Annotated in this window: 14 protein-coding genes; all 14 read left to right on the top strand. The window is 38.3% G+C overall.

The features are described from left to right. Positions 1 to 10 precede the first annotated feature (10 nt). The 14 genes from BLR86_RS02295 (at position 11) to dpaB (ending at position 12,666) form a co-directional block, all read left to right on the top strand. Positions 11 to 295, top strand: coding sequence for an RNase P modulator RnpM (locus BLR86_RS02295; protein ID WP_090758016.1), 285 nt, complete (start codon positions 11 to 13; stop codon positions 293 to 295). Then, a complete protein-coding gene (locus BLR86_RS02290; protein WP_090758015.1) occupies positions 292 to 594 on the top strand; it encodes a YlxQ family RNA-binding protein in 303 nt (100 codons plus the stop codon). Before BLR86_RS02295 ends, BLR86_RS02290 begins: the two co-directional genes overlap by 4 nt. A gap of 19 nt (positions 595 to 613) precedes the next feature. After that, positions 614 to 2,884: a translation initiation factor IF-2 gene (infB, locus tag BLR86_RS02285; protein WP_090758014.1), complete on the top strand. Its 2,271-nt coding sequence runs from the start codon at positions 614 to 616 to the stop codon at positions 2,882 to 2,884. After that, complete coding sequence (locus tag BLR86_RS02280; protein ID WP_090758013.1) at positions 2,881 to 3,162, top strand: DUF503 domain-containing protein; 282 nt, start codon at positions 2,881 to 2,883, stop codon at positions 3,160 to 3,162. Before infB ends, BLR86_RS02280 begins: the two co-directional genes overlap by 4 nt. A gap of 17 nt (positions 3,163 to 3,179) precedes the next feature. Then, on the top strand, positions 3,180 to 3,551 hold the full coding sequence (rbfA, locus tag BLR86_RS02275) for a 30S ribosome-binding factor RbfA (protein WP_090758012.1): 372 nt from the start codon (positions 3,180 to 3,182) through the stop codon (positions 3,549 to 3,551). A gap of 56 nt (positions 3,552 to 3,607) precedes the next feature. After that, positions 3,608 to 4,528, top strand: coding sequence for a tRNA pseudouridine(55) synthase TruB (gene truB / locus BLR86_RS02270; protein ID WP_090758011.1), 921 nt, complete (start codon positions 3,608 to 3,610; stop codon positions 4,526 to 4,528). A 33-nt stretch (positions 4,529 to 4,561) separates the two neighbouring features. Beyond that, on the top strand, positions 4,562 to 5,500 hold the full coding sequence (gene ribF / locus BLR86_RS02265; protein WP_090758010.1) for a bifunctional riboflavin kinase/FAD synthetase: 939 nt from the start codon (positions 4,562 to 4,564) through the stop codon (positions 5,498 to 5,500). A gap of 140 nt (positions 5,501 to 5,640) precedes the next feature. Further along, entirely contained in the window at positions 5,641 to 5,910 is a 270-nt protein-coding gene (gene rpsO, locus BLR86_RS02260) for a 30S ribosomal protein S15 (protein ID WP_045515183.1), read from the top strand. Between the two features lie 200 nt (positions 5,911 to 6,110). Further along, positions 6,111 to 8,231 carry a polyribonucleotide nucleotidyltransferase gene (gene pnp, locus BLR86_RS02255; RefSeq protein ID WP_090758009.1) on the top strand — a complete coding sequence of 707 codons (2,121 nt, stop codon included), beginning with the start codon at positions 6,111 to 6,113 and terminating at the stop codon, positions 8,229 to 8,231. Between the two features lie 113 nt (positions 8,232 to 8,344). After that, a complete protein-coding gene (locus BLR86_RS02250) occupies positions 8,345 to 9,292 on the top strand; it encodes a polysaccharide deacetylase family protein (protein ID WP_090758008.1) in 948 nt (315 codons plus the stop codon). A gap of 70 nt (positions 9,293 to 9,362) precedes the next feature. Then, positions 9,363 to 10,601: a M16 family metallopeptidase gene (locus BLR86_RS02245; RefSeq protein WP_090758007.1), complete on the top strand. Its 1,239-nt coding sequence runs from the start codon at positions 9,363 to 9,365 to the stop codon at positions 10,599 to 10,601. A gap of 145 nt (positions 10,602 to 10,746) precedes the next feature. Then, positions 10,747 to 10,992 carry a YlmC/YmxH family sporulation protein gene (locus tag BLR86_RS02240; RefSeq protein WP_090758006.1) on the top strand — a complete coding sequence of 82 codons (246 nt, stop codon included), beginning with the start codon at positions 10,747 to 10,749 and terminating at the stop codon, positions 10,990 to 10,992. Positions 10,993 to 11,167: 175 nt separating this feature from the next. After that, complete coding sequence (gene dpaA, locus BLR86_RS02235) at positions 11,168 to 12,070, top strand: dipicolinic acid synthetase subunit A (protein WP_090758005.1); 903 nt, start codon at positions 11,168 to 11,170, stop codon at positions 12,068 to 12,070. Beyond that, positions 12,067 to 12,666, top strand: a complete 600-nt coding sequence (gene dpaB / locus BLR86_RS02230) for a dipicolinate synthase subunit B (RefSeq protein ID WP_090758004.1) — start codon at positions 12,067 to 12,069, stop codon at positions 12,664 to 12,666. Before dpaA ends, dpaB begins: the two co-directional genes overlap by 4 nt. Positions 12,667 to 12,705 lie beyond the last annotated feature (39 nt).

The raw sequence follows: 12,705 nt of genomic DNA, 5'->3' as shown, positions 1-12,705 counted from the left end.
GTGAATGATCGTGAACAATCGTAAAAAGGTTCCTATGCGGAAGTGTGTCGCAACCGGTGAAATGAAGCCGAAAAAAGAACTCGTTCGCATCGTTCGCTCAAAAGAGGGAGATGTATCTATCGACCTGACAGGGAAAAAGTCGGGAAGAGGTGCATACCTTTCTAAGGACAAGGAAGTGGTCCTACTAGCCAAGAAAAAAAATACCTTAGCAAATCATTTACAAGTTTCCATTAGTGAATCTTTATATGAAGAATTATTGGAACTGATAGAGAAGGAAAATAGGCAGTCCATATGAAGACAAATCAATGGATGTCGTTACTTGGCTTAGCAAATCGAGCACGGAAAATCATATCGGGTGAGGAGCTTTCTGTTAAGGAGATCCGAAGCGGAAAAGCAAAGCTCGTTTTATTATCAGCAGATGCATCTGCAAATACGACAAAAAAAATTACAGATAAATGTAAGTCATACGAAGTTCCCTATAAACTAGTGGAAGATCGCCACCTTCTAGGCCAAGCGATTGGCAAAGAAGCCCGCGTAGTTGTAGCTGTACTGGATAATGGATTTGCAAAAAAACTGATGACGTTGCTCGATTAATTCTAGCGGGGGTGAAAATATGAGTAAAATACGTGTTTATGAGTATGCAAAGAAACATAATATTTCAAGTAAAGATGTAATCACTAAATTGAAAGAAATGAACATTGAAGTTTCAAATCATATGGCAACAATTGAGGAAGCTGCATTAGTAAAACTGGATGCAACTTATAATAAAAACCAAAGCAATACGGGGCAAATGCAGGCAAAACCTCAACAACAAAATCGCCCGAGTCAAAAACCACAGCAGCAGGGAGCTAAACCACAAGTGCAAAGTAAAACAAGTCCAAAAGCTTTCGAGGAAGATGACTCAAAAACAACTCCTAGCAAAGTAAAAGTGGTCTCACCGCCAAAAACAGTTGATACTAAAAAGCAAAATCAACAATTCCAATCAAAGGAAACTAAAGTTTTCAGTGCAGGGAAAGGGAATAAAAAACCTTTTAATAATAATAATCAAAACCGCAATAATAATAATAACCGGAAAAAGAACCATACTCCGGTTCAACAAACACAGCCACAAGTAAGGAAAGTGAAAGAGCTTCCGGCAAAAATTACTTTTAGTGATTCTTTGACTGTTGGAGAGTTGGCTAAAAAGATCTACCGCGAACCTTCTGAAATAATTAAGAAACTCTTCTTACTTGGAGTAATGGCGACAATTAATCAGGTACTTGACAAGGACGCCATTGAATTAATTGCCAGTGAATATGGGGTAGAGGTAGAAGAAGAAATTAAAATCGATACCACAGACCTTGAAGTTTATTTTACAGAAGATGCTTCTGAAGAACTTATTGAAAGACCTTCAGTTGTTACGATTATGGGTCACGTCGACCATGGGAAAACAACCTTGCTTGATTCCATTCGTCACACTAAGGTAACCGAAGGTGAAGCGGGTGGAATAACCCAGCATATTGGTGCCTACCAAGTTGTTGAAAATGGTAAGAAGATCACATTCCTTGATACACCGGGACATGCTGCCTTCACAACAATGCGTGCTCGTGGTGCAAAAATCACGGATATCACAATCCTAGTGGTAGCGGCTGATGACGGTGTTATGCCGCAAACGGTTGAAGCTATTAACCATGCTAAGGCTGCAGAAGTTCCAATTATCGTTGCAGTTAATAAGATGGATAAGGAAACAGCAAATCCTGATCGTGTGATGCAGGAACTTACCGAGCATGGTTTAGTTTCCGAAGCATGGGGCGGAGATACGATTTTTGTTCCAATTTCTGCGAAAAATGGTGATGGGATAGATAGTTTGCTCGAAATGGTTCTACTTGTTAGTGAAGTGGAAGAATGGAAAGCAAATCCGGATCGTAAAGCAGTTGGTACCGTAATTGAAGCACAATTAGATAAAGGCCGTGGATCAGTGGCTACCTTGCTCGTACAGAATGGTACACTGAAAATAGGTGACCCTATTGTTGTAGGAAACACATATGGTCGTGTTCGTGCAATGGTAAATGACGTAGGACGCCGTGTGAAAGAAGCTGGACCGTCTACACCTGTTGAAATTACAGGATTAAGTGATGTTCCACAGGCAGGTGACCGTTTCGTTGTATTTGACGATGAGAAAACAGCTCGTCAAGTAGGAGAAGCACGTGCACAGCAAGCATTGGTAGTACAGCGTGGAGAAAAAACAATCGTCAGCCTAGATAACTTATTTGAACAGTTAAAGCAAGGTGAGATGAAGGATTTAAATATCATCCTAAAAGCGGATGTTCAAGGTTCAGCTGAAGCTGTGGCAGCTTCACTGCAAAAAATTGACGTTGAAGGCGTTAATATCAAAATTATTCATAGTGGTGCTGGTGCTATTAACGAGTCAGATATTACCCTAGCTTCTGCTTCTAATGCGATTGTAATTGGCTTTAACGTTCGTCCTGATGTAAATGCGAAACGTGCAGCTGAGCAAGAAAAGGTCGACGTTCGACTTCACAGCATTATTTACAAGGTTATTGAAGAAATTGAAGCCGCTATGAAAGGTATGCTTGATCCTGAATTTAAGGAAAAAGTAATTGGTCAAGCGGAAGTTCGTCAAACCTTTAAAGTTTCTAAGGTTGGAACCATTGCTGGTTCTTATGTAATTGACGGGAAAATTACTCGTGATAGCGGAATTCGTTTAATTCGTAATGGTGTTGTCATTTTCGAAGGAAATATTGATGCATTAAAACGATTTAAAGATGACGCTAAAGAGGTCGCGCAAGGTTATGAATGTGGTATTACCATTAAAAACTTCAATGATGTTAAAGAAGGAGATATTATTGAAGCTTACATCATGGAAGAAATTGAGCGTAAATGATTGTAGGTTTAGCACTTTGTGAATGTATTATCTATGATGCACATTCATTGAAAGAGAAACGTGCTGTTTTGCAGCGTATTCTTACCAGGTTAAAGCAAAAATTTAATGTATCTGTTTCAGAAGTTGGTTTTCAGGATGTTTGGCAAAGAACGAAAATAGCAATCACTGCTGTCACATCTAACCGGGTAATGACTGAACTGGAACTGCAAAATGCACTTAAATTAATTGATTCTTTTCCTGAAATAGAAAGAACGATCACCGAGATAGAATGGCTTTAAAGTTAAGAGGTGAAGGCATGAGCCACAGAGCAAATCGTGTTGGAGAACAAATGAAGAAAGAACTAAGTGACATCATCGGTCGAAAAATTAAGGATCCCCGGATCGGCTTTGTGACGGTTACAGATGTTCAAGTAACAGGAGATCTGCAGCAGGCAAAAGTATATATTTCTGTTTTGGGTGATGATGAACAAAAGGAAAATACCTTAAAAGGTCTAGCAAAGGCGACTGGCTTTATCAGAACAGAAATTGGACATCGTATCCGCCTGCGCAAAACACCTGAAATCCTTTTTGAATGGGATGAATCGATGGAGTACGGGAATCGTATTAATACTCTTATTCATCAATTGCACCATGACGAAAAAAGCATAGATAAAAATGAAGAAGAATAAGTGGATAGACAATTGTCTATCCTTTTTTTTCGAATCTTAAATGGAGGGTGATTGCGATGGAAGGAATTTTACCATTATATAAACCAGCGGGGTTAACCTCACATGATTGTGTTTTTAGATTGAGAAAAATTTTAAAAACAAAAAAAGTCGGTCATACAGGAACACTTGACCCTGACGTAACAGGTGTCCTTCCTATTTGTATAGGAAAGGCAACAAAGGTTGCAGAATATATAACCGATGCAGGGAAAAGTTATGAAGGAGAAGTAACAATAGGCTACTCTACTACAACCGAAGATGCTTCTGGAGAAATGGTGGAGGAAAAGAAGGTAGCACGTTCCTTCAGCAGGAAAGATATTCTTGAAGTACTTGATTCTTTTTTAGGTGAAATAGAACAAACTCCCCCGATGTATTCTGCCGTAAAAGTAGCTGGTACTCGGCTATATGAATATGCTCGTAAAGGAATTGAAGTAGAACGTCCAACAAGAAAAGTAACGATTTACGCAATCGAATTGCTGGATGATAGAGAAGAGTTCACAGGAGAAACGATTTCATTTCGTTTTCGTGTAAGCTGTAGTAAGGGAACATATATAAGGACATTAGCAGTAATGATTGGCGAAAGTCTAGGCTACCCTGCCCATATGTCAAATTTAGTACGAGTCCAATCAGCAGCCTTTACAATTGAAGATTGTCTTACTTTCGAGGAGATTGAAAAATTAATGGAAACGGGTGCAATTTCCACTTGTTTAAGGCCCTTAGAACTAGCACTTTCGGATTTGCCGAAATACATAATTAATGATAAAGTAGCAGAGAAAGTGAAAAATGGCGCACTTTTACCTATACCAGAGTTTTTAAAAAATAGCAACGGACCTATATGCGCGGAAAACAAAGAAGGAAAAGCTCTTGCCATTTATTCGGTACACCCGGACAAGCCAGGGCTTTTAAAACCAGTTAAAGTTTTGCGTAATGATCAAGGTTAAATCAGGTTACCGTCAAGAAAAGGTGAGTTTCATTTGGAAATAATAAAGCTAAATTTCCCTTTAGATATAGATAAATCCTTAATACCACCGTTATCTATGGCACTTGGCTATTTTGACGGTGTGCATCGTGGCCATCAAAAAGTAATTCTTGAGGCAAAAAAACATGCGAAGGAAAAAGGACTTCAATCTGCTGTCATGACCTTTGACCCTCATCCATCGGTAGTGTTAAGGAAGAACGTTGGGCGTGTTCAATATATTACCCCGTTAGCAGCAAAGATAAAAATTATTGAGGATTTAGGTGTCGATTATCTTTTTATTGTCAACTTCACTGCAGATTTTGCTAACCTGCTGCCACAAGAATTTATTGATCAATTTGTAATAGATCTAAATGTAAAACATGTAGTTGCTGGATTTGATTTCTCTTATGGCCGGATGGGAAAAGGAACGATGGAGACATTGCCATTCCATTCAAGAGAGAAGTTTACTTTTACAGTAGTTGAAAAATTCACCTGTGGAGATGAAAAAGTTAGTTCAACTCGAATCCGTCAATATATTAAAGAAGGAAAAACAGCTGAATTACCAGAGTTGCTTGGTAGATACTATCTAACAACTGGTTTTGTTATCCATGGGGATAAAAGAGGCAGGACCATTGGATTTCCAACGGCAAATGTCGAAACAAACGAAGATTATATTTTACCCCCGCTTGGTGTTTATGCAGTGAAAATCAAGATAGGTGAACATTGGTACCAAGGGGTTTGCAATGTAGGATATAAGCCAACCTTTAATAAGGAAGCGTTAAGAGTGTCAGTAGAAGTCCATGTATTTGATTTTACTAAATATATATATGATGAGTTTGTAATCATTGAATGGCACCAATACCTTCGCAAAGAACAAAAATTCTCGGGAATCGAAGAACTCGTCTCTCAAATAGAGAGAGATAAGCAAAATACAATAAAATACTTTAAAAAATAACATATTATTTGGTTAGACCTTGCTTTTTGCTGAAAAACGTTGTATTCTTATTAACGTACTAAAAATAACCTTTGCTTGGCAAGTCGAATCACCGACGCTTGCTCAGTAACAGGGGATAGTAACTTTAGGAGGTGAATAGGATGGCAATCACTCAAGAACGTAAAAACGAACTTATCGCTGAGTATAAAACTCATGATAATGACACTGGATCTGCAGAGGTTCAAATCGCTGTCCTTACTGAATCAATCAACAATTTGAATGAGCACTTACGTACTCATAAGAAGGACCACCACTCACGTCGCGGTCTGTTGAAAATGGTTGGTAAGCGTCGTAATCTTTTAACGTACCTACGTAACAAAGATGTTCAACGTTACCGCGTATTAATCAATAAGCTAGGACTTCGTCGATAATCAAAAGAAGCGGGATTTTTCCCGCTTTTTTGTTAGGTTAAAAAAAGGAAATTTACATATTTTAAGTTGCAGAAACTTTGTGCATACTATAAGTATATTTGCATTATAACATAAGTGAAAATAGCTTTTTATATTAGATGATAAGAGCGATACTATGTCGCATTTTCTCTAGTGTGATTTGGATAGAGAGGGGTAATAAAATGGAACATACGAAACATGAGTATTCCATGGATTGGGCTGGCCGTAAATTAACCGTCGAAATTGGACAATTAGCCAAACAGGCAAATGGAGCGGTAATGGTCCGTTATGGAGATACAGCAGTTTTAAGTACAGCTACAGCTTCAAAAGAACCAAAAAACTTAGACTTTTTTCCATTAACATGTAACTATGAAGAAAGATTATATGCTGTAGGTAAAATACCTGGCGGCTTTATTAAACGTGAGGGTCGTCCTAGTGAAAAGGCAATTTTAGCAAGCCGTTTAATCGACCGCCCGATACGTCCGCTTTTTGCAGATGGATTCCGTAATGATGTACAAGTTATTAGTATTGTTATGAGTGTGGATCAAGATTGTTCATCTGAGATGGCGGCAATGTTTGGATCTTCTTTAGCACTTTGTACATCGGACATTCCATTTGAAGGCCCCATTGCGGGCGTTATCGTCGGCAGAGTCGGCGGGGAGTTTGTAATAAACCCAACTGTAGAACAAGCTGAAAAAAGCGACATTCATTTAACCGTTGCAGGAACGAAAGATGCCATTAACATGGTGGAAGCAGGCGCAGAAGAAGTTTCAGAGGAAATAATGCTTGAAGCGATTATGTATGGACATGAAGAGATTAAACGTCTTATTGAATTCCAAGAAAAGATTGTGGCTGAAGCAGGCAAAGTAAAAAGAGAAGTAGCCCTCTACGAACTTGATAAAGAACTTGAAGCTGAAGTTAGAGAAATGTGCGAAGCGGATATGGTAACGGCTATTCAAGTTCAAGAAAAGCATGCACGTGAGGATGCCATTAAAGAAGTGAAAAAAGTTGTAATTGCTAAGTTCGAAGAGAACGAAGCAACCGATGAAGATTTGAAACAGGTTAAACAAATTTTAGATAAAATTGTTAAGGGTGAAGTTCGCCGTTTAATAACGGTTGAAAAAATTCGTCCTGATGGTCGGAAAATCGATGAAATACGTCCGCTGTCTTCACAAGTAGGTATACTGCCGCGTACGCATGGTTCCGGTTTGTTTACTCGTGGACAAACTCAAGCCTTAAGTATTTGTACATTAGGAGCCATGGGTGATGTTCAAATTCTAGATGGATTGGGGATTGAAGAAGAGAAGCGTTTTATGCACCACTACAACTTCCCTCTATTTAGTGTGGGTGAAACAGGACCCATCCGTGGACCAGGTCGTCGTGAGATCGGGCATGGTGCTCTTGGTGAACGTGCACTAGAACCAATTGTACCATCTGAAAAGGACTTCCCATATACGATTCGCCTTGTTTCTGAAGTTCTTGAATCAAATGGTTCCACTTCACAAGCAAGTATTTGTGCAAGTACACTAGCAATGATGGATGCTGGTGTTCCAATTAAAGCACCAGTTGCTGGTATTGCGATGGGACTTGTGAAATCAGGTGACCATTATTCTGTTTTATCTGATATTCAAGGAATGGAAGACCACCTTGGTGATATGGATTTCAAAGTAGCAGGAACGGCTAAGGGAGTAACTGCTCTTCAAATGGATATTAAGATAAAAGGTCTTTCCCGAGAAATTCTGGAGGAAGCACTTCAACAGGCTAAAAAAGGAAGAATGCACATCCTTGAATCAATGCTTGCAACTATTGACGAGCCGAGAACAGAGCTTTCACAATTTGCACCGAAAATCTTAACGATGACCATTAACCCAGATAAAATCCGTGATGTTATTGGACCGAGCGGTAAACAAATCAATAAAATTATTGAGGAAACTGGCGTTAAGATAGATATTGAACAAGACGGAACCGTATTTATTGCTTCTACAAATTCAGAAATGAATCAAAAAGCAAAGAAAATTATTGAAGATATCGTTCGTGAGGTTGTAGTTGGTGAAATGTATCTTGGCAAAGTCAAACGTATAGAAAAATTCGGTGCGTTTGTAGAAATATTTGCTGGAAAAGACGGACTTGTCCATATTTCTGAATTAGCTGAAGAGCGAGTTGGAAAAGTGGAGGATGTCATCAAAATTGGCGACGAATTTTTAGTGAAAGTTACCGAAATTGATAAACAAGGTCGTGTAAACTTATCACGTAAGGCAATTTTAAAAGAACAGCGTGAAAAGGCTGAAGCAGAGAAACAATAAAAAGCCATTCTCGTAATAGAAGGTCAGGGGGAACCCTGACTTTTTCCTTATTACTTCTATTGGTTCTACCTTGTCCCTGCATTTCATATATTTAGTATGAAGGGGGAAGGAAGATGAAGAAGTTAAGTATGTTCGCTTTCTTAGTAATTGCTGCCTGGTTTTCTGTTAACAATCCACTGGTTGATACATATGTGTCTTCACTTAAAGGCAATGCGCTAACTGTCGGAGAGCAAGAAAATTCACTTTATCAAAGTATAGTTAAAAATGCTCCTACATATGAAATTCCACCTTCCGATGCAAAAATCGATAGAGTGTGGAAAGCGATCCCAGGCTATAATGGGATAAAGGTCGATATTGATGCTTCATATAAAAATATGAAGAAAAATGGAATTTTTGATGAGAAAAAATTAGTTTATAAACAAATAGAACCTGCGATTCATCTTAAAGATTTGCCGCCATCTCCTATATATCGTGGACATCCAGATAAGCCAATGGTCAGCTTCATCATTAACGTAGCATGGGGAAATGAATATTTGCCTGAAATCCTAGCTACCTTAAAAAGCCATCAAGTAACCGCTAGTTTTTTCCTCGAGGGGAATTGGGTAAAAAATAATCCAGATTTAGCAAAAATGATCGTCAGTGCAGGCCATGAGGTCGGAAACCACTCATATTCGCACCCGAATATGCAAAAACTAAATGCATATCAAACAAGGGATCAGATGGTAAGAACAAACGAAGTAATCGAGGCGGCAACAGGAAAAAAAAGCGTATGGTTTGCACCTCCAAGTGGCAGTTATCGGGATGAAACGGTAAAAATAGCAGCTGAATTAAATATGAAGACGGTAATGTGGACAGTTGATACAGTCGATTGGCAAAAACCAACACCAGACCAACTGATTAATCGTGTGATTACAAAAATTGATAATGGGTCAATGGTACTCATGCATCCAACAGAATCGACTGCCAAATCATTAAATCGGCTAATTACGCTGATAAAAGAAAAAGGTTTACAGATAAGTATTGTAAGCGATTTAATGAGTGAAGAAAGAATGGTAAAATAAATTACGCTTTATTTCCAGATAATATAGGAAAATAGGTTAATTTCTGGTTTTTATCAATAGGAGGATTTTGATGATAAATAAGTATTCTTGCAAAAATGGAGTAAGAATTGTATTAGAAAATATTCCAACAGTGAGATCTGTAGCCATTGGAGTATGGATTGGAACTGGTTCAAGAAATGAGAATCCCCAAACGAATGGTATTTCACACTTTTTAGAGCATATGTTCTTCAAAGGAACGAAGACTCGTTCAGCGAAAGAGATAGCTGAATCCTTCGACAGTATTGGTGGTCAAGTCAATGCTTTTACCTCCAAGGAGTACACATGCTACTATGCAAAAGTACTAGATACACATGCACAATTCGCTTTAGATGTACTAGCTGATATGTTCTTCAACTCAACTTTTGTTGAAGAAGAATTAAATAAAGAAAGAAATGTCGTTCTTGAAGAAATCAAAATGTATGATGATACTCCAGACGATATTGTTCATGATTTACTCAGCCGTGCCATTTATGGAGACCATCCACTTGGATACCCCATCCTAGGAACAGAGAAGACCTTGAACACGTTTACTAGTGAAACACTTAAAGAATATATACACAATCATTACACACCAGAAAATGTAGTGATTTCAATTGCCGGAAATATTTCTGAAAGTTTTATTAAGGAAGTTGAAAAGTATTTTGGGTCATATGAAGGCGGAAAAAGTGCCATTACTGAAAATATTCCTACATTCCAATCGAATAATTTATCCCGTAAAAAGGAAACAGAACAAGCACATCTTTGTATTGGTTTCGAAGGTTTAAAAATTGGTCATGAAGATGTCTATAGCTTAATTATTTTAAATAATATTTTAGGCGGCAGCATGAGCAGCAGGCTCTTCCAAGAAGTTCGTGAGCAGCGCGGGTTAGCATATTCTGTCTTCTCCTACCATTCTGCTTACCAAGATAACGGAGTTGTAACTGTTTATGGCGGCACAGGGGCTAAGCAACTGGATGTGTTATTTGAAACCGTACAAGAAACACTTGAAAAATTAAAACAAGAGGGAATTACCGAAAAAGAATTAATCAATAGTAAAGAACAGTTAAAAGGAAGTTTAATGTTAAGTTTAGAAAGTACCAATAGCAGGATGAGTCGTAATGGGAAAAACGAACTGCTCTTAAAGCGTCATCGTTCACTTGATGAGATTATTGAACAAATTGATCAGGTTTCAAAACAAAGTGTAGATGGAATGGCAACATCTGTTTTTACAAACAAATACTCAGTGTCCTTAATTAGCCCTGATGGTGAATTGCCAAAAAATTTAAGATAGCAGAAAAAACAGTTCAATTTCGAACTGTTTTTTCTTTTATGGTCTAGTTCCAGCGCCTGGGCGAGGCGCTTCCACTTTTCTTAGTCTAAATTTGGACTTCCATCGATAAGTATATAGTAAAGGTGTTGAGAGAGGGGCCAATAAAATGAGGTTAAGTGAATTAAGCGGTAAAGAAATAGTGGATGTAAAAAAGGCGGAACGGCTAGGTGTACTTGGTCAAACAGATCTTGAAATTAATGAGAGCACAGGACAAATTCAAGCCTTGCTGATTCCATCATCATTAAAATGGTTTGGATTTAGGAAGCAAGGCGGTGAAATTAGAGTCCCATGGCAGCATATAAAAAAGATTGGCTCCGATATGATTATTATTGATGTGCATGAAGAAGAGTAACATGGAAAATGGAAAAGAGAGTCTTAAAAGCCCAAGCAAATAAAATTTTGCTTGGGCTTTTTTTTATCTATAATTGGAAAACTCACAGATTCAATTACACTTACATAAGATGTTGAAGTGATAAGAAGAAAAGACTTCTGCTTGGATTTTTTAAAAAAAGAAGGTGAATGATTTCATGCTGACAGGGATGCAGATAGCCGTGATCGGTGGAGATGCAAGACAGCTGGAAATTATCCGGAAGTTAACCGAGTTAGATGCTAGATTATCTTTAATTGGCTTCGAGCAGCTTGACCACGCGTTCACAGGTGCTGTTAAGGAAAAGTTAGATGAAGTCGATTTTTTAACTATGGATGCGTTTATCTTACCGGTACCCGGTACTAATTTAGAAGGGCATATAGAAACAATCTTTTCAAATGAAAAGGTTGTTCTGACAGCCGAAATGCTTTTGAAAACACCTGGCCATTGTACCATTTATTCCGGAATTAGTAATGCTTATTTAAACAGTATTACCAAGGAAGCAAATCGTCGATTGGTTCAGCTTTTTGAGAGAGACGATGTGGCCATTTACAACTCAATTCCGACAGTAGAAGGAACGATTATGATGGCCATCCAGCATACAGACTTCACAATTCATGGCTCAAATATAACGGTATTAGGATTAGGAAGAGTGGGAATGAGTGTGGCAAGGACCTTCCAAGCACTTGGAGCAAAAGTAAAGGTGGGTGCAAGAAAAAGTGAACATCTTGCCAGAATTACTGAAATGGGATTAACACCATTCCATTTAAACGATTTAGAAAAAGAGGTTAAAGATACAGATATTTTAATCAATACGATACCGTTATTAATAGTAAGTGCTAAAGTTATTTCCAAGTTGCCTGCGCATACGCTGATTATTGACCTTGCCTCAAAGCCAGGTGGAACCGATTTTAGGTATGCAGAAAAAAGAGGTATTAAAGCTCTACTTGCACCAGGTTTACCTGGAATAGTCGCGCCAAAAACAGCTGGTCAAATACTAGCCAATGTTCTGGCCCAATTGCTTCAAGATGATTTAAGCAAGCGAAAGGGGAAAATAAAATGAGTTTAAAAGGGAAAAAAATAGGCTTTGGATTAACAGGTTCCCATTGTACGTATGATGCAGTATTTCCTGAAATTGAGAAATTAGTTCAGGCAGGTGCCGAGGTTTTGCCTGTAGTCACATTTACGGTAAAAAATACGGAAACGCGTTTCGGTAAAGGTGAGGACTGGATTCAAAGGATTGAGGATCTAACGGGTAATAGAGCGATTGATTCCATCGTTAAAGCAGAGCCGCTAGGTCCAAAAATCCCCTTGGATTGTATGGTAATAGCGCCATTAACCGGTGTTTCCATGAGTAAATTTGCGAATGCAATAAACGATAGCCCAGTATTAATGGCTGCAAAAGCCACTCTGAGAAATTTAAAGCCAGTGGTACTCGGAATTTCAACAAATGATGCTTTAGGTTTAAATGGAGTTAACTTAATGAGGTTAATGGCAACAAAACATATTTATTTTATCCCGTATGGTCAGGATGACCCTGAAAAAAAACCTAATTCGATGGTGGCAAGAATGCCTATGTTAATGGAAACAGTTGAAGCTGCCATTTCCGGAAGACAAATTCAACCAGTTCTAGTGGAAAGATATAATGATATCGACTAATTCTTTCTCCTTTCATCAAATATGGTTTCTTCTTTCAAA

The organism is Bacillus sp. OK048 (genome assembly GCF_900103525.1).
GTDB lineage: Bacteria > Bacillota > Bacilli > Bacillales > Cytobacillaceae > Neobacillus.
The sequence above is the reverse complement of the archived record's forward strand: the minus strand, read 5'-3'. Positions and strand labels throughout refer to the sequence as shown.